General features: G+C 56.5%; 14 protein-coding genes. 10 read left to right on the top strand and 4 right to left on the bottom strand.

All coding sequences use genetic code 11. The features are described 5' to 3' along the window. Positions 1–175 precede the first annotated feature (175 nt). The 8 genes from rfbD (at position 176) to GCWU000341_RS08090 (ending at position 10,365) form a co-directional block, all read left to right on the top strand. Positions 176–1,093 (top strand): dTDP-4-dehydrorhamnose reductase, encoded by a 918-nt coding sequence (gene rfbD, locus GCWU000341_RS08125; protein WP_040653918.1) that lies wholly within the window; start codon positions 176–178, stop codon positions 1,091–1,093. 445 nt (positions 1,094–1,538) lie between these two features. Then, positions 1,539–2,894, top strand: coding sequence for a phosphoglucosamine mutase (gene glmM / locus GCWU000341_RS08120; protein WP_009215421.1), 1,356 nt, complete (start codon positions 1,539–1,541; stop codon positions 2,892–2,894). A gap of 78 nt (positions 2,895–2,972) precedes the next feature. Next, positions 2,973–4,700, top strand: coding sequence for a 2-isopropylmalate synthase (gene leuA / locus GCWU000341_RS08115; RefSeq protein WP_009215420.1), 1,728 nt, complete (start codon positions 2,973–2,975; stop codon positions 4,698–4,700). After that, entirely contained in the window at positions 4,697–5,710 is a 1,014-nt protein-coding gene (locus GCWU000341_RS08110; RefSeq protein ID WP_009215419.1) for a glycosyltransferase family 8 protein, read from the top strand. Before leuA ends, GCWU000341_RS08110 begins: the two co-directional genes overlap by 4 nt. Beyond that, positions 5,707–6,576: a glycosyltransferase family 2 protein gene (locus tag GCWU000341_RS08105; RefSeq protein ID WP_009215418.1), complete on the top strand. Its 870-nt coding sequence runs from the start codon at positions 5,707–5,709 to the stop codon at positions 6,574–6,576. Before GCWU000341_RS08110 ends, GCWU000341_RS08105 begins: the two co-directional genes overlap by 4 nt. Before the next feature lie 124 nt (positions 6,577–6,700). After that, positions 6,701–7,672, top strand: a complete 972-nt coding sequence (locus GCWU000341_RS08100) for a glycosyltransferase family 2 protein (protein ID WP_040654032.1) — start codon at positions 6,701–6,703, stop codon at positions 7,670–7,672. A 29-nt stretch (positions 7,673–7,701) separates the two neighbouring features. Beyond that, on the top strand, positions 7,702–8,733 hold the full coding sequence (locus tag GCWU000341_RS08095) for a glycosyltransferase family 2 protein (protein WP_242651649.1): 1,032 nt from the start codon (positions 7,702–7,704) through the stop codon (positions 8,731–8,733). A 153-nt stretch (positions 8,734–8,886) separates the two neighbouring features. Continuing rightward, the gene (locus GCWU000341_RS08090) at positions 8,887–10,365 is read left to right on the top strand and encodes a lipopolysaccharide biosynthesis protein (RefSeq protein ID WP_009215414.1); all 1,479 of its coding nucleotides are present in this window, start codon (positions 8,887–8,889) and stop codon (positions 10,363–10,365) included. A 96-nt stretch (positions 10,366–10,461) separates the two neighbouring features. On the opposite strand, the gene GCWU000341_RS08085 is transcribed toward GCWU000341_RS08090, so the two are convergent. The 3 genes from GCWU000341_RS08085 to GCWU000341_RS08075 are packed head-to-tail and all read right to left on the bottom strand — an operon-like array spanning position 10,462 to position 13,508. After that, positions 10,462–11,109, bottom strand: a complete 648-nt coding sequence (locus tag GCWU000341_RS08085) for a potassium channel family protein (RefSeq protein ID WP_009215413.1) — start codon at positions 11,107–11,109, stop codon at positions 10,462–10,464. Positions 11,110–11,161: 52 nt separating this feature from the next. Continuing rightward, a complete protein-coding gene (locus GCWU000341_RS08080; RefSeq protein WP_009215412.1) occupies positions 11,162–12,502 on the bottom strand; it encodes a TrkH family potassium uptake protein in 1,341 nt (446 codons plus the stop codon). Further along, positions 12,492–13,508 carry a glycosyltransferase family 2 protein gene (locus GCWU000341_RS08075; protein WP_009215411.1) on the bottom strand — a complete coding sequence of 339 codons (1,017 nt, stop codon included), beginning with the start codon at positions 13,506–13,508 and terminating at the stop codon, positions 12,492–12,494. Before GCWU000341_RS08075 ends, GCWU000341_RS08080 begins: the two co-directional genes overlap by 11 nt. A gap of 398 nt (positions 13,509–13,906) precedes the next feature. Between GCWU000341_RS08075 and GCWU000341_RS08065 the strand changes: the two genes are divergently transcribed. Further along, positions 13,907–15,487: a flotillin family protein gene (locus GCWU000341_RS08065; RefSeq protein WP_009215409.1), complete on the top strand. Its 1,581-nt coding sequence runs from the start codon at positions 13,907–13,909 to the stop codon at positions 15,485–15,487. A gap of 114 nt (positions 15,488–15,601) precedes the next feature. Further along, positions 15,602–16,279 (top strand): flavodoxin family protein, encoded by a 678-nt coding sequence (locus GCWU000341_RS08060; RefSeq protein WP_330360391.1) that lies wholly within the window; start codon positions 15,602–15,604, stop codon positions 16,277–16,279. Positions 16,280–16,431: 152 nt separating this feature from the next. On the opposite strand, the gene GCWU000341_RS08055 is transcribed toward GCWU000341_RS08060, so the two are convergent. Then, positions 16,432–18,075, bottom strand: a complete 1,644-nt coding sequence (locus tag GCWU000341_RS08055) for a L,D-transpeptidase (RefSeq protein WP_040653909.1) — start codon at positions 18,073–18,075, stop codon at positions 16,432–16,434. Positions 18,076–18,257: the final 182 nt, after the last annotated feature.

Below are 18,257 nucleotides of genomic sequence, written 5' to 3'. Positions count from 1 at the left end.
AGTAATATAATATCTGAGGGACAATATAGGATCTGAAGAGCAATATAAGACCTGAGGAAACAATGTAAGACCTGAGGAACAATAAGATCTGAGATCTTTGCTTTTCCCTTCCGGACCCAGACAGCTCTGGAAGGGCTCTGGCAGGATGAAGGGAGCACGAGCCAAGGAGGGGAAAATGAGAGTTCTTGTGACCGGTGTCGGCGGACAGCTCGGACACGATGTGATGAATGAGCTGTTCCGGAGGGGGATCGAGGGCGTGGGATCCGATCTGTCTCCGGAGTATAACGGAATATCGGACGGGTCCGCCGTGACATCGATGCCTTATCTCTCGATGGACATCACGGATTCCGAAGCGGTGTCCCGAAGGATGTCGGAGCTCTCTCCGGACGCGGTCGTTCACTGCGCCGCCTGGACGGCGGTGGATGATGCAGAAGATGCGGACAAGGTGGAGAAGGTCATGCGGATCAATGCGGAGGGCACGCGCTTTCTGGCGGAGGCCGCGAAAAAGGCGGGCGCGAAGTTTCTCTACCTGTCCACGGACTATGTCTTTGACGGAAGAGGGGAGAGGCCCTGGGAGCCGGATGAGAAGGACTATGCGCCCCTCAATGTCTACGGGAAGAGCAAGTTGGAGGGGGAGCTCGCGGTCTCCGAGATACTGGAAAAGTATTTCATCGTGAGAACGGCATGGGTCTTCGGCCTGAACGGAAAGAATTTTATTCGGACCATCCTGAATGTCGGTAGGACCCATGAGAGTGTGCGGGTCGTCAGTGACCAGGTCGGCACGCCGACCTATACTTTGGATCTTGCGAGACTTCTGGTCGATATGATCGAGAGCGAGAAATACGGCTATTATCACGCGACCAATGAGGGCGGCTATATTTCCTGGTATGATTTTGCAAAGGAGATCTACCGCCAGGCGGGTCTTTCGACAAAGCTCATCCCCGTCACGACGGCGGAGTATGGACTGAGCAAGGCGGCCCGTCCCTTTAACTCCCGCCTGGATAAGTCGAAGCTCTTGGAGCAGGGCTTTCAGCCGCTTCCCGATTGGAGGGATGCGCTCTCCCGCTATCTCTCAGAGCTCACGGAACACTAAATACGGGATACTGAATACCGAATGCCGAATACTGAATACTCTGAAAGAGAACTGCTTCTGTCAAGGCAGATCCGGGATGGATGGCAGGCTAATCCGCATAAATTCGACAGGACAGGAGATTTGGAGGGACAAAAGGATCGATCGGCGGCGCTGCGGTAAGTTCGTCCGGTGCAGGACGTTCTCGCTCCGGCCGCCTGCTCTGTCCGGCCGCGCGGGGACTTATTTTGGAAAGTGCCGCTGAGTGCCGGGCCGGCTCCCGGATTGGCGAAGCAGCGGCAAAATGCCGGTAGGTGCCTCAAAATGTCGGCAGCCACCTATAGGGGAAGAGGAAAGTCCGGACCGGGCGGCAGAAAGCCCGCCTTGTGAATGCCTGTCGACGGCACAGGTGCTTTGCCGGCTGCAGGTGTGAAATCGCAGGAGAACTCTCAGCGCAGGAGGGGAGAGAATGGGAAAATATTTTGGTACCGACGGATACCGCGGTGAGGCCAATGTGGATCTCACGGCAGACGCGGCCTTCCGGGTCGGGAAGTTCCTGGGATGGTACTATCAGAAAAAGGGAAGAGTCGGGGAGAGATGCCGGATCGTGATCGGAAAGGATACGAGGAGATCCAGCTACATGTTTGAATACGCGCTTGCTGCGGGAATTACGGCAGCGGGCGCGGATGCTTATCTTATGCATGTGACGACGACTCCTTCTGTGAGCTTCATCGTCCGCTCCGAGGACTTTTCCTGCGGTGTTATGATCTCGGCCTCTCATAATCCCTTCCAGGACAACGGCATCAAGGTCATCAACGAGAACGGGGAGAAGCTCGGGGACGAGGTGATCGAGGAGATCGAAGCCTATCTCGACGGCAGGACAGCGGAGATCCCCCTTGCGAAGGGGGAGGAGATCGGCAGGACAGTGGACTTCGCCGCGGGGAGGAACCGTTACATCGGCTATCTCATCTCCCTCGCGACGAAGTCCTTTAAGGGAGTAAAGGTCGCACTCGACTGCGCAAACGGCTCCGCGAGCTCCTGCGCAAAGGCGGTTTTTGATGCTCTTGGCGCGGATACCCATGTGATCTCCGGCGAGCCGAATGGCTTTAATATCAACGAAAACTGCGGTTCGACTCATATGGAGAGGCTGCAGAACTTCGTCGTAGGGGAGCACTGCGACCTGGGCTTCGCCTATGACGGGGACGCCGACCGCTGCCTCGCCGTGGATCACGAGGGCAGGCTTGTGGACGGAGACCAGATTCTCTACCTCTGCGGAGCTTATATGAAGGAGAAGGGGCAGCTTCCAGGAAATACCATTGTCACCACGATCATGTCAAACCTCGGTCTTTATAAGGCGCTCGACCGGCTCGGTATCCGCTATGAGAGGACGAAGGTGGGGGACCGCTATGTCTATGAGTCCATGGCGGAGAACGGCTATGGTCTCGGCGGGGAGCAGTCCGGGCACATCATTTTCTTAAGGCATGCGACGACGGGAGACGGTATCCTGACCTCCTTAAAGATCATGGAGCTCATCCTCGATAAAAAGAAGTCCCTGCATGAGCTCTGTGAGGACTTCATCGTTTATCCGCAGGTCCTAAAGAATGTTCGCGTTTCGGACAAGGAGAAGGCGGAGGAGGATCCCGCCGTCCGTGCGGAGCTCAGGGCGCTCTCCGAGAAACTGGGAGAGGAGGGAAGGGTTCTGCTTCGCGCCTCCGGCACAGAGCCGCTGATCCGCGTGATGGCAGAGGCAAAGACAGAGGAGGAATGTGAGGACTGCGTGAACCGCCTCATTGCCGTGATGGAAAAATCGGGGCTCACGATTTAAAGGCAGGACGGCGGAGAGCTCTTTTTGCGCCGGCAGGCTGTATTTCGGGAAGGGCGGAAGAGAAACGGAGGGAAGAGGATGCTGAATTATCAAAGGTACAGAGGGTTCCCCATTTTCCGGTATCCAAAGAGAAGCTGGACGGAGCGGGAGATCGAAAAGGCTCCGATCTGGTGTTCCGTCGATTTAAGAGACGGAAATCAGGCCCTTGTGGAGCCGATGAGCGTGGAGGAGAAGCTTGAATTTTTTCAGCTTCTCGTGAGACTTGGCTTCCGGGAGATCGAGGTGGGCTTTCCCGCCGCGAGCCAGATCGAATACGATTACCTGAGGAATCTGATCGAGCGAAAGCAGATCCCGGAGGATGTGACGGTACAGGTTCTCGTGCAGTGCCGTGAGGAGCTTCTCGATCGGACCTTTGAGAGTCTTGTGGGGCTCGACAAGGCAATCGTCCACATCTATAATTCGACCTCTGTCCTTCAAAGGGATGTTGTCTTCGACAAATCCCGGGAGGAGATCAAGGAGATCGCGCTCCGGGGTGTCGAGATGGTGAAGCGGCATGAGAAGGATTTTTCCGGGAAGGTCCGCCTGGAGTATTCCCCGGAGAGCTTCACCGGCACGGAGATGGACTATGCTCTTGAGATCTGCAATGCGGTTATCGAGGCCTGGGACGTCCGCCCCGGGCGGGAGATCATCATCAACCTTCCCTCTACCGTGGAGATGCACAGCCCGAACGTCTATGCGGATCAGATCGAATTCATGTCCCGGAACCTTAAGAGGAGAGATTCCGTCATTCTCTCCATTCATCCCCATAACGACAGGGGAGAGGGTGTCGCTGCGGCGGAGCTCGCTCTCCTCGCGGGGGCGCAGAGGGTGGAGGGCACGCTCTTTGGAAACGGGGAGCGGACCGGCAATGTAGACATCCTGACCCTGGCCTATAATATGTTTTCGCAGGGGATCGATCCGAAGCTGAATCTCGAGAACATCCGGGAGATTCAGGAGGTCTATGAGAGATGCACGAAGATGAGCATCCCGCCGCGGCATCCCTACGCCGGGAAGCTTGTATTCACCGCTTTCTCCGGCTCTCACCAGGATGCGATCAACAAAGGCCTCCGGGCGATGCGGGAGAGGAAGGGGACGATCTGGGAGGTGCCCTATCTTCCGATCGATCCCGCGGATATCGGGAGAGAGTACGAACCGGTCGTCCGCATCAATTCGCAGTCCGGAAAGGGCGGGGTCGCCTTCATCTTGGAGGACCGCTTCGGCTACCGTCTGCCGAAGGGAATGCAGAGGGAGTTCGCGGATTACATCCAGAAGATCTCCGAGGAGCAGGGAGAAGTTTCGCCCGAGCAGATCTTTGAGGTCTTCCGGATCGAGTATCTGGAGAGCCGGGAGCCGATCGAGTTTCGGAATGTCCGAAGCACCGATATTGAGAATGCAGACGGGAGCTACACCACCTTCGCGGATGTCACTTATCGGAATGCGGGCCGCCTCCACGAGTTCAGCGGCTCGGGCAACGGACCGATCGCGGCGGTGCTCTCCGGTCTGAATAAGGAGCTCTCCATGCAGGGAAAGGTCCTGGACTATTCCGAGCACGCGCTCAATGCGGGCTCGGATTCCAAGGCTGTCTCCTATATCCACCTCCTGGATGAGGAGAGCGGAAGGAGCAGCTACGGCGTGGGCGTCTCCTCAAATATCACGCGCTCCTCGATCCGCGCGCTCTTTGCCGCGGTGAACCGCCTTTTCTATCCGGAGGAGGCAGAGGAGAGCGGGAGAAGAAGAGTAAAGGAAGCGGAGGAGAAAAAGGCTTGAATATCGTTTATGCCTCGGATGACGGCTATGCCGCCTGTCTTTCGGTCTCCATCCTTTCCCTTATGGAGCACAATGAGTCAGAGGAGCTCTGCTTTCACATTCTCTCCGACGGCATCTCGGAGGAGCACCGCCGGATGCTCCGGGAGGAGATCGAGGATGAGGGAAAGAGCGTCATCTTCTATGAGCTTTCGGACCTCTCCGGGGAGCTTTCGGAGAGGGTCCCCGGCATGGATACCGGAAGGTTCCGCACGACGACGCTCGCCCGCCTTCTCATGGGATCGATCCTCCCGGAGACGGTCACAAAGGCGCTCTATCTGGATGCGGACACCGTCATTCTTCAGTCGATCCACGATCTCTACCGCACAAGGCTCGGACAAAAGGCGGCGGCGATGGCGCCGGAGCCAAGCATCTACCCGGCGCACAGGGATTTTCTGGGGCTCTCTCCGGAAGAGCCCTACTGCAATGCGGGGGTGCTTCTCCTGAACCTCGCCCTTTGGAGGGAGGAGGGCTGTGAGGAGCAGTGCTTTTCCTACTACCGTTCGATGCAGGGAAGGCTTCCTTTTAATGACCAGGATATTCTGAATGCGGTTCTTCGGGGAAGGCTTAAGCTTCTCCCGCAGCGATATAATTTCTTCAGTAATTATTATTACTTCCGCTTTCGCTCCTTCCTCTCGCGTTCCCCCTGGTATCGCTCCTGCGAGAGCGAGGAAAGCTTTTGGGAGGCGAAGCACCACCCGACTATCGTTCACTTTGCGGGGGATGAGCGCCCCTGGCTTTTCGGGAATCGAAGCCACTACCGGAGGGCCTATGACTATTTTCTCTCGAGGACTCCCTTTTCCGGCAGAAGGAGGGAGAGAGGGCGGGAGCTCTATCTGCAGCTCTACCACGGGATGAACCTGCTGAGCTTCTGTTTCCCGGCTCTTCGCTTTAGGATCGGGGATCGCTATTATAGGAAAAGCTTCCAGAGAGAGGCGGAAAAGGAAACGACGGAGAGGCAGGGCGGAAGATGAAGCTTGCGGCAGTGCTTTTAAATTACAATGATTACGAGGGGACGAGGGCGCAGCTGGACAGGATCCGGGACTTCTCCCTCCTCTCCCGGATCGTGATCGTGGACAATCACTCGACCGATGGAAGCGGGGAGAGGCTGAGAGAGCTCGCCGGAGGGAAGATCTGCTTCCTTTCGAGCCGGAGGAACGGAGGATACGGGAGCGGAAATGATCTCGGCATCCGCTATGCCGCAAAAAATCTCGCAGCGACTCATATCCTTGTCGCAAACCCGGACGCTGTCTTCTCCGAGGACTGCCTCGGGGATATGGCGCGGCTTTTCATCCAAAAGGAAAAGGCGGGGGCTGCGAGCGCCGTGATGCGGGACCGGCAGGGGGGAGCGCAGAAGACGGCCTGGCCGCTCCGCGGCTTTTTGCCGGAGCTCCTGAATTCCGGACCGGTCTGCCGGAGGCTTTTCTCCCGCTTTATCGACTACTCACCCTCCTTTTTCCGCGGAAGAGGGGCGGTGAGGGTCGGAGTCCTGCACGGCTCTCTCCTCCTTCTCTCCGCCGAGGCCTACCTTCGTTCCGGAGGCTATGACCCGAAGGTCTTCCTCTATGCCGAGGAGAATATCCTGGCGCGGAGACTCTCGGAAAGGGGCTATGAGAGCTATCTTCTCCGGGGACAGAGCTATTACCATGAAAATTCCGGGACGATTTCCCGGAGCATCCGCACTCCGACGGAGCGCCAGAGGCTTCGCCAGGAATCGGAGCGCTACTACTACAGGCAGTACCTTGGGATCAAGCTCCCGGGGCAGCTCCTGACCCTGCTCTTCCAGTGGATCGTCCTCCTCGAGACCCGGCTTCTGGAGCGGCTCGGCCTGCTTCGCTGAAGGGACGGAATTCTGTGCGGAGGGGGCTGGGACGGCCGGAGAAAGAGACAAAAACTGGTTTTTGGCGGACGAAATCAATGAGCGTGGAATGGGCGGACAGAGATCCGGAAGGGAGGAGCCGACAATGGTCCGAATTCTGCTGTGCAGCTATAACGGGGAGCGCTATCTCCCGGCTCAGCTCGACTCCATTCTCTCTCAGAGGACGGAGGAGGACTATGAGCTCCTGATCTCGGACGATTGCTCCGGGGATGGGACGAGAGAGATCCTCCGCAATTACCGAGAGAGGCGGCCGGACAGGGTCCGCCTCCTCCTCAGAGAGAGCCCGAGCGGGGGAGCGTGGCGGCATTTCCTGAGCCTTTTCACGGAGGGCCATGCCGCGGGGGCGGATTATATCATGCTCTCTGATCAGGATGATGTCTGGGAGCCGGAGAAGCTTTCGGAGAGCCTGGACGCGATGCGGGAAATGGAGAGAAGCTGTGGGGCGGCGCTCCCGCTCCTGGTCCACTGCGATTCCCGGCTTGTGGACGGAGAGCTCCGGGAGATCGCTCCTTCCTTTACGGCCTACCAGAAGATGAGTCCCGAAAGGGACAGGCTGGCGCAGCTCCTCGTACAAAATCATGTGGTCGGGGCTTCTGTGATGATAAACCGCGCCCTCTCGGAGCGGATCAGGACGATGCCGGAGCGGATCGTCATGCATGACCAGTGGATTGCGCTCATCGCGGCTGCCTTCGGGAGACTCCTCTACCTTCCGAAGCCGCTCTATCTCTACCGTCAGCACGGGGCCAATGTCCTCGGCGCCGAAAAGGGATCTTTGTTCTCGGAGATTTTGGGGAGGCTTGGGATCGGGCGGAAGGACGGAAGGAGCAAAAGAGAGATGGACGAGCATTCCCGCGCGGTTTATGCCGCTCTTTTTGAGCAGGCGGAGAGCTTCCTTCGGATTTACGGGGAGGAGCTCAGGCCGGAGCAGAGGAGGCTTCTCGAGGATTTTCTCAGAATCAGAGAGCAGGGGAGGCTTGGGAAGATAATCAATATATTGGGGCACGGCTTCACCTATAATTTGCTGCACCGGACGATCGGAGAGCTGATCTTCATCTGAGGGGAAGCCGCTTTTGGGGAGGGGCGTCTTTGGAATCTTTGGGAAAAGAAAAGATTTTTTCGGAGGCAAGGCGGAGGGCGGAGGATCCGGAGCTTCCCCTTATCAGCGTCTGCGTCGTGACCTATAATCACAGGCCCTATCTTTCCGACTGCCTGGACGGCATTTTAAAGCAGGAGGGGGATTTCCGCCTTGAGATCCTGATTCACGACGACGCCTCGGAGGATGGGGCGAGGGAGCTGATCGAGGATTATGAACGGCGTTTTCCGGAGATCATAAAGCCGATTTTACAGACGGAGAATCAGTACTCGAAGGGAAAGACGAATATCACCGGGATCTTCAACATCCCGCGCGCGAGGGGAGAGTTCCTCGCGGTGATGGACGGGGATGATTATTATTGCGATACCCGAAAGCTTGAGAAGCAGATCCGATGTTTTCAAAGGGAGAGGGAGCTTGTATTCTGCTTTCATTCCGCGAAGGTTCTCCTCCCGGACGGAAGCTTCGGGAATTCCGCTCTGATGCGGCCCTACCGGGGAAGCCGGATCTTAAGCGGCGCAGAGCTTGTGGACCGAAGAGGCGGCGCACCCTTTGCGAGCTTTCTCTTTCGGAGGGAGATCCTTGAAACGCTTCCGGATTATTATTTTGACTGCCCGGTGGGGGACCGGCCTCTGGAGTGGATCGCTGCGAGCTGCGGAAAGTCCTTTTATCTGGATGAGCCTCTCTCCGTCTATCGCTTTCAGCACAGCGGCTCCTGGACGAGGGAGCAGGGGGAAGGGGAGAGAGAAAAGAAGCAGAGAAGATACCGGGAGGCGATGGAGAAAAGCTTCCTGGAATTTGACCGGGAGAGCGGCGGGAGATTTCATCCGGAGATCGAGAGGGCGATCGGAAGGCTTCGCTTCTTAAGCGATGTAAATCTCCGGGATTTTCCGGAGATTTATCGGAGAGGGAACAGGGAATTCTATCGTGAGCTCAGTCTCCGGGACCGCTTCTTTTTACAGTTTGAGAGAAGGCTTCCGGGGCTTTACCGCGCGATGCAGAAGAGATTCGGGCAGGGGATCGGATAGGGCTTTATAGGGGTGCCGGAATTTCGCAGCTTGGACTGTGGGAAAAGTGATGCGCGGAAATGGCAATTCGGCAGGGATCTTCGTGATCGCGGATTCCGGTGAGGGACGGAGAGACATTTTCCGGGGGCTAAGAGGCAGAGAAACGGTAGGGATATGGCGGGAGAGAATCTGAAATCGAAGGTAGTGAACGGGCTTTTCTGGAAGCTTTTAGAGCAAAGCGGCTATCAGGGAGTCCAGGTGCTGGTCGGGATACTGCTTGCGCGCCTTCTCACAAAGGAGGAGGTCGGAACAGTCAGCATGATCGGCATTTTCATCACGATCGCAAATACCTTCGTTCAGTCCGGCTTCGCGACGGCTCTTGTACAGAGAAAAAGGGTGAGCGAGGAGGATTATGATTCCGTCTTCTGGATCTCCATGCTTCTCTCTCTCGGCTGCTTCCTCCTTCTTTTTTTGCTTTCGCCATTTGTCGCCGGCTACTACCGCGTGAAGGCGCTCTGTCCCATGCTCCGCGCGATGGCCCTTGTCCTTTTCCCCGGCGGCGTCATCTCCATTCAGACCGCCTGGATCTCCCGGAACCTTCGGTTTCGCGCCCTTTTTCGCGCCACCATGGGCGCGGTCCTTCTCTCCGGAGCGGCCTCCGTATCCATGGCCTTTCTGGGCTTCGGGGCCTGGTCCATGGCCTGGCAGCAGCTGATCTACTACTTCAGTCTGATGCTTTTTCTCTTTTGGGATCTTCCCTGGCGCCCCCGCGCGCTTTTCCGTCTCCGCTCCGTGGAGAAGCTCTTTTCCTTCGGCTGGAAGATCCTGGTCTCCGGACTCATCGATACCGTCTGGCAGAACGTCTATGGCCTTGTGATCGGCCGGAAGTACTCCCTCTCGGAGCTCGGCGTCTATAATCGGGGGGAGATGTTTCCGAAGCTGATCTGCGCGACGCTTTCCTCCTCCGTACAGTCTGTCATGCTTCCCGCCTATTCGAAGCTTCAGTCCGACAGGGAGAGGCTTCGGGATGCGGCGCGGCGCTCGATCCGGCTCTCCGCCTTTTTGCTTTTTCCGATGATGGCCGGGATGATGGCGCTTTCCCGCCCCCTGATCCTCTTCCTGCTCACGGAGAAATGGATCTCCGTCGTCCCCTACCTCTGTATCTTCTGCTTTTACTATGCGATCTACCCCATGCATTCGATCAATTTGCAGCTTCTGAATGCGGCGGGGCGCTCCGATCTCTTCCTGAAGCTGGAACTTTTGAAAAAGGGGATCGGAATCCTGGTTCTTATCGGAAGCCTTCCCTTTGGGATCCTCCCGATGCTTCTTCTGAAGGCGGGGGTCGAATATCTGGACCTCCTGATCAATGCCTGGCCGAATCAGAGGCTGATCGGCTACGGACCGCTCCCACAATGCGTGGACATGCTCCCCTCCGCGCTCTGCTCGCTTTTGATGGCGATTCCGGTCCGGCTCCTGGAAAATGCGGGCCTTGCGATACTTCCGACGCTTCTCCTCCAGTGTATCGTAGGGCTGCTTCTCTACCCCCTGATCTCCTGGTTCTTCAATCGAGAGCTTCTCCTCTACCTTATCGCTCTCCTCAAAGATAGGATCGCCCCGGGGAGCGGCCAAAATCCCGCCTCTTCGGATCCATGATTTTTTAACGAGCTCCTTGAAAGAGGGGATCGCTTCGGAGAGAGGCCGGGGCGGCTTTTTGCCTGCGTATCTATTTCATTCGCATGTCTGGATAGCTCAGATTTGAAAGCACTTTTGGAGTTCCTTATATTCTCCCAGGGCGAGAATGGTTAGATCTCTCGTTAAGACGAGACTCGGCGTCACAGTGACATTGGTCTTTCCGTCCTGCTTTGTGGCGAGGATATTGATGCCGTATTTTCTTCGGATATCCAGCTCTCCGATGCTCTTGCCGACCCAGGACTCCGGGATCTCCACTTCGAAGATCGCGTGCTGTCGGTCGATCTCGATATAGTCGAAGATATGGTCTGTCGTATAGCGCATTGCGGTCCACTTTGCGATCTGCTTTTCCGGATATACGACATGGTCCGCTCCGTTTCGGAGCAAAAACTTCTCCTGCACATCTCTCTCCGCTCTGGAGACGACGCATTTTGCGCCGAGCTCCTTTAAGAGGGAGGTGGTTTCCAGGGAATCCTGGAAATTGTCGCTGATCGTCACGATGCAGATGTCGTAGTTTCCGATCCCGAGGGAGCGGAGAAATTCCGCGTTGGTGCTGTCTCCGATCTGCGCGCTCGTCACAAAGGGCATGACCTCGTTGACCCGCTCCTCATTGCTGTCCACGGCCATGACCTCATGTCCGAGCTCGTTCAGGTGGACGGCGATATGCTTTCCGAGCAGCCCAAGGCCGATCAGGAGAATACTTTTCATAGATAAAGTCCTTTCTTTTCATAAGTGATAGGCGTATCCGTTATACGCGTATTCAGCCCACCGCGATCTTTTCCTGCGGAAGCTTCGCGAAGCTGTGGGTCCTCGTGGAAATGGCCGCAAAGATCAGGGTCAGCGCTCCGACCCGGCCCAGGAACATAAGGACGATCAGGACCAGCTGGGAGAGGAGGTGGAGCTTTGGCGTGATGCCCAGCGTGACGCCCACGGTGCCGACGGCGGAGGCCGTCTCATAGAGGCAGGCGGAGAGGGGAAGCCTCTCGTATACGCTGAGGATGACAGCGCCCGTAAAGAAGAGCGCGGCGTACATGAAAAAGATGGTCGCGGCGGTCTTTACCGCGCTCTCCTCCATCCTTCTGCCAAACATCTGCGCATCCTCCTTCTGGAAAATGGTGGCCACGAAATTCGCCAGGAGCACGACGAAGGTCGTCGTCTTTATCCCGCCCGCCGTTGAGCCGGGGGAGCCTCCGATCAGCATCAGAACGATCTGAATCGCCTGGGAGGGACCGGACATCTTCGAGAGCTCTACGGTGTTGAAGCCGGCCGTCCGCATGGTGACGGACTGGAGGAGAGAGGCCAGGATCCGTGATCGGAGCGGGAGAGCTGAGAGATCCTCAAAGAAGAAAAAGACTGCGGGCAAAAGGATGAGGAAGGCGGTGGCCGTCAGGATGATCTTGCTTTGCAGGCGGTAGCGGTGGAGACGGAAGCGCCAGGTGTAGATATCATTCCAGGTCAGGAAGCCGAGGCCGCCCAGGATGATGAGGAGCATGATCGTGAGATTTACGACGGGGTTCCCGACATAGGAGCTGATGGAGACAAAAGGAGCGGCGCTCGTTCCGAGGAGGTCAAAGCCCGCATTGCAAAAGGCGGAGACCGAGTGGAAGAGAGCCATCCAGACTCCGCGGATGCCGTAGTCCCGGAGGAAGACCGGGAGCAGAAAAAATGCGCCGAGAAGCTCGATGAGAATCGTGCCCCGGAGGATGAAGCGGGTCAGCCTGACGACGCCGCCGACCTGGGGGGCGGAGATCGCATCCTGCATGATGCTCCTTTGCATAAGGGAGATCCTTTGGTGCGAGAGCATCGTAAAGAGCGATGCGACGGTGATGACGCCGAGTCCCCCGATCTGGATCAGGAGGAGGATGACGGTCTGTCCGAAGGCGGACCAGTAGCTTCCGGTATCCACTACGACGAGGCCGGTGACGCAGACCGCAGAGGTCGCGGTAAAAAGGGTCTTCGAAAAGGGCGTAATCCTCCCGCATTTAGAGGAAAGGGGGAGCATCAAAAGCAGTGCCCCGAGGAGAATGATCGAAAAAAAGCCGAGGATGATGATCTGGGCGCTGGTGAGATAACGTATTCTCCGCCTGGGTTCAATGGGCATGGGACAGGCCTCCCTTCTCCCGAAGCTTCTGTCCGAGGTACTCAAAGACGGAGAGAAGCAGACAAAGTTCAATCGAGAGGAGACGGCGGGGGGGGACTCGGCGAAAGTCCGCCTTTTTCAGATGTCTCCTCGTCCGAAGCCCCTCGTGGAGCCCGGAGAGGTACTCCCTTCCAAAGCCCTTTTTCCAAAAGAAAAGGAGCTTTATGAAAAAGCCGAGAAGAAGCGGGACGGCATTCAGAACGAGAAGGGCAGGCGGCATATTCTTATAGAGGAGATAGATCGAATTTCTCGCGGAGAGCCGCACCTTAAAGGAATTATAGCGGCTGCCGCTCGTCCCGGAACCGACATGGAGTACCCCGGCGGAGGGCTCATAGCGGATCTCAAAGCCATAGAGCCGGGCCCGAAAGGAGAGGTCGATATCTTCAAGATAGGCGAAGTGGGCTTCATCGAAGAGGCCGGTCTCGGAGAGGAGGGAGAGGCGGTAGATCGCCGCTCCCGCACAGGCGGAGAAGACCGCTGCCGGTTTTTGAAAGCGTCCTTCGGGCTCCCCGTGTCCGCGCTGGAACTGCCAGCCGAGAAGGGTATACTGATCCCCCGCGTCATCGATTGTATCCGGATCGGACTTTTGCAGCATCCGGGAGGAAAGAGCAAAGAGCCTTCCCCTGCGGTCTTTATCCATGGCGCGGACCAGGTTCTCTACAAAGTCCGGAAAGACCTCGGTATCATTATTCAGGAGTATGGCATAGGAGAAGCCTTTTTGAACGGCAAAGCGGATCCCCCGGTTTACCGCGGAGGAGAAGCCGAGATTCTCAGGATTTTGCAGGAGGATATGGCGATCCCTGTCCTCGGCGGCCCAGTGGGAGAGCCAGCGGAGGCTTCCGTCCGTGGAGCCGTTGTCCACGACGATGGTCGAAAACTGATCCGTCGTCTCCCGGTCCAGAGCCGCCATACAGGGCGGGAGAAAACGGGAGCCATTGTAATTTGGTATAATGACGGCAGTTTTCATGAGGATTCTCCTTCTGCTTCTTGTGCCTTCCCGGACGATATCATTGCCTTAAGCTCATAAGGTCTTCCCTCCGCCTTCGCGATGCGGAGGAGAGAGTGCGGCGGCCGGATTTTTCGCAGGATCCCGCACGGCTTTGCTGCGTTGCAGCTCCCGCCGTGCTTTCTTTATTCGCATTCCCGTGGAGCTTCGCTCCACTCCATGCTCATAAAGGGGCGCGTCATAAAGTCCTCCCTCCGCCTTCGCGCCGGCGCGATGCGGAGGAGAGACTTTTGACGCTGGGATCATTATAAGCGCATCATATTATTTAATCAATTCCCTGCTGGATATGGGAAATTTATGTTATAATTTAAGAAATTACGATTTTGGTATAGATATTTATTTTCAGGGAGGGACATTTCATGACTTCATTTTCTTTTCCGCTGACGGCTTTGATCCCCTTGCTCATCGTCCTGCTTGTTTTGTTTTTGCTTTTGAGAGGCTATGTCAAGGCACCGCCCGATAAGGCCTTCATCATCTCCGGTCTTCGGAAGAAGCCGAAGATTCTTGTGGGGCGCGCCGGAGTAAAGCTCCCTCTCCTGGAAAGGCTGGATGTCCTCTATCTCGGGCAGATGACGGTGGATATCAAGACGGAGCAGTCCGTCCCGACGACGGATTTCATCAATGTCAATGTCGATGCCGTCGCGAAGGTCCGGATCGCCCCGGACGGCGCCGGGATCGAGAAAGCCTCTCGGAACTTCCTCAATAAAAAGCCGGAGCAGATCGCTCTGGATCTGCAGGATTCCCTCCAGGGAAATATGCGTGAAATCATCGGAACTTTGACACTGAAGGATATCAATACCAACCGCGATTCCTTCTCCGATCAGGTGATGATGAAGGCGGCCACGGACATGGATAAGCTCGGCATCGAGATCCTGTCCTGCAATATCCAGAATGTGACGGACGAGAAGGGTCTGATCAACGATCTGGGGGCGGATAATACCTCAAAGATCAAGAAGGATGCCGCGATCGCAAAGGCGCAGGCGGACAGGGATGTCGCGATCGCGCAGGCGGAGGCCAATAAGGCGGCGAATGACGCGAGAGTGCTCGCGGATACGGAGATCGCGCAGAAGAACAATGAGCTTGCGATCCGGCAGTCCGAGCTGAAGGTGATCTCCGATACAAAGAAGGCAGAGGCGGACGCGGCCTACGAGATTCAGAAGCAGGCGCAGCAGAAGAATATTCAGATCGCGACAGTGAACGCACAGATCGCGAAGGCAGAGCGCGACTCCGAGCTCAAGAAGCAGGAGGTCGGCGTCATGCAGCAGGCTCTGGACGCCGAGATCAATAAGAAGGCGGATGCCGAGAAGTACCGCGTGGAGCAGGAGGCCGCCGCTGGACTCGCAAAGCGCCAGAGAGAGGCGGAAGCGAAAAAGTACGAGCAGGAGAAGGAGGCGGAGGCGAAGAAGGCTGTCGCGGATGCGGCGAAGTATTCCGCAGAGCAGGAGGCCGCCGGGATTAGGGCGAAGTATGAGGCGGAGGCCGCCGGAATCGCCTTAAAGGGAAAGGCGGAGGCCGAGGCGAAGAAGGCAGTGGGCCTTGCGGAGGCGGAGGCCATGGAGAAGAAGGCGGAGGCCTACCAGAAGTACAATAACGCGGCCATGGCGGAGATGCTGATCAAGGTGCTCCCGGATATCGCGGAGGAGATCGCAAAGCCGCTCGCCCAGATCGATAAGATCACGATTATCGGCGGAGAGGGGAGGGACGGAGGAGTCTCCCAGATGGCCTCCAATGTCCCCGCCGTGATGGCAAAGCTCTTTGAGTCCATGAAGGAGACGACCGGGATTGATCTCGGGGAGATCATGAAGGCCGGAAGCTATGATGCGAAGGTGAACCGGAACATCCATGTGACGGGGCTGGAAAATGTGATCTCCGGCCCGGAAAAGAGGGAGAAAAGCGAGGAGAAGAAGGAAGAGAAGGCAGAGCAGCCGGATACAGAGTAAATGCAGCGGCTGGAAAGGACGCGGCCCCGATCCGTATTGGGGCCGTATCTTTTTCACCGCATTTTTCCTTTCATTTTTGAATTGCCGAAGAGGAGCTGTTCAATGGAGATTGTCATGATACATGGACAGAGCCATAAGGGCTCGACGTATCACATTGCGAGGAATCTGGCTTTAAAAATCGGCGGCGATATAAAGGAGTTTTTCCTGCCGAGGGATTTCGGAGAGTTCTGCATCGGCTGCACAAAGTGCTTTTTGGAATCGGAAAAGAAATGTCCGCATTATGATAAGCTTAAGCCCCTCACAGAGGCGATGGATAGGGCGGATCTGATTATTCTTGCAAGTCCGGTATATGTAATGCATGCGACAGGCGCAATGAAGGCGTTTTTAGATCACTATGGATACCGCTGGATGGTGCACAGACCGGAAAAGGCAATGTTTTCAAAGCAGGGGATATGCATCTCTACTGCGGCGGGTGCAGGGATGAAATCTGCGATGAAGGATATGGCGGACAGCTTATTTTTCTGGGGGATTTCTGAGATTTATCGATACGGGAAAGCCGTTTTTGCAGTGAAGTGGCAGGATGTAAGTGAGAAAAATAAAAAAACCATTGATAAAGAGCTGTCCTCTCTCGCAAAAAAGATCCGCAGGAATTACGGCAAAGCGAAAACGGGGATAAAGACAAAGCTGGTATTTCATGCCATCCGTCTTTTGCAAAGGAAGGGCTGGAACAAGGCAGATCTGGAGTACTGGCGGGAAAGAGGATGGCTGGATAAAAAACGTCCGTGGAGCTGAAGAACGGAGGAAGTGAGGATTTCGAAGAAGGAACGGCTATGCCAGATCTTGGCCTTATCGCAAAATAAGTGGGAAATAGGATCAGCATCAAAGAAGAGACCTCCGACCCGGATCTGAGTCGGAGGCCCCTTCCTTTTTACTCCTTGCTTTTCTTAATCGTGCGGCTCGATCGCACCGGCAGCCTTCTCCCTTGCGGCGTCTGCCTGCGCCTTTGCGACGGCCTGTTTATCCGCTTCAGACTGCTGTCCTACGATGACGGGATCCGTCGGATCGTAGTCCTGGCTCCTCGGGATTGCCTGATCGATGGCATCCTTCTCCAGCGGGCCCTTGTCCCAGGGATCCGAGTAGATCGTCACCGGGGTTCCGTTTCCGCAGTTATGGTAGACCCAGGCGGCGTCCCCCGCCTTCATGCGGATGCATCCCCCGGAGATTGCCTGATCCATATAGTTATAATTGATCGCATCAAAGGTATGCAGATCCGCCCTCGTATAGAGGAGGGAGTGGATCAGGAAGCCCTGATAGAAACGGGAGAGGAACTGCGTATAGCAGTCCTGATGCATGAAGTGCCAGCGGTATTTCTCATAGATCTTGAAATCCCCGAGGGGAGTGTCCGTCCCGCAGCTGATCATAAAGGTCTTGAAGGGGATCGTGAACTTTCCCGCGGAGTCCCTGGCGAGGATGGTGGCGGTGCGGGTCGCCTTGTTGATCCGGACGGCATAGCCCTTCTTCTGTGCGCCCATGACGGGTTCCAGATCCTTGACCGCGATGCCGTGCTCGCTGAAATAGCAGTTATAGCCGTCGATCGCCTTCCAGCCGGTCACGGGAGAGCCGTTTTCGAAGTAGAGCTGGTTGGAGTCCTCGTCGAAGGCCCAGCCGGTATAGGCGTGACCGTCCGCAGTGGCGTAGACAGGAGCACCGCTTTCTGTGCGGGTGAAGCCCTCGTTGTGCTCGTTGTCCAGGAACTTGGAGCCCGGATTTTCGAAGGGGACCTCATTCTTCCAGAGGGCGAGCTTCAGTCCGACGATGTAGCGGTCTCCGCCGATCACACCGCAGGCCTGCCCTTCCTTTGCCCAGTCTGTCATCGTGCCGTCGTTCAGGACAGCGCGGTAGTAGAGGGTTCCCAGCTTATGCGTATAGCCTTTGATCCGGAACTGGACCGCCTGTACGGTGCCCCGGTCCGGCGTCTTTTCCTTGGAGGCCGCCCAGGGTCCCCAGCCGGTGCTGCTCGCATAGGTTCTGTAATACCAGCGGCCTACGTTCTGGTGCTCCAGCATCATACGCTGGAATCCGCCCTCCGCGAAGACGAAGGAATCATTTTTCTGGGTATAACCGTAGTCGATGCGGTCGCCGTTTCCATTATAGACATAGTAGGTTGCGAGCGGGATGAGCTGAAGCACGGGGTCTTCCGTCATATCCCCCGCGTGTCCGGTCGTAAACCTGGCGCGGAGAGTATCCACATCGACGCTCACCTTCGGAAGGACTCCGTTTACACTGGAATTCGGCTGCTGACTTTGTGCCTGATTCTGTGCCTGATTTTGTCCCCCCTGTCCCTGCTGATTCTGCCCCTGCTCCTGCGTCTGTCCCTGGCTCTCCGCCTGCGTGTTTCCCGCGCTCTGCGAGGACGCGGCATTCCCGGAGGAAGCCGCGGATTCGCTGCCCTGAGAAGAGGCACTGCTCTCTACCTGCACAGGCCTCATCCCGCTGATGACATTTGACTTCGCAAGAGCGGGAAGAGCCGCTGTCTGCGAAAGAGCAAAAATCGCGGCAAAGACTCCCGCCTTTTGGAACCTTATCATATCCTTTATGACCTCCTGATTAGTTTTTTGAATATTTATCCCTTTTGACCCATATGCCCTCCTATCATACAACGAAATCTCAAAATTGGCTAGCGCGGAAATACAGCGCCCCCGCAGGAGTTTACAATTTGACGGGGATCATATAGAATATGATTCCAGTGTATAAGCTCGCTCCTCCGACT

It is taken from the genome of Oribacterium sp. oral taxon 078 str. F0262 (genome assembly GCF_000160135.1).
In the GTDB taxonomy this organism is placed as follows: Bacteria; Bacillota; Clostridia; order Lachnospirales; family Lachnospiraceae; genus Oribacterium.
Note: the sequence above shows the minus strand (reverse complement) of the source record. Positions and strands in the feature narration are given on the sequence as shown.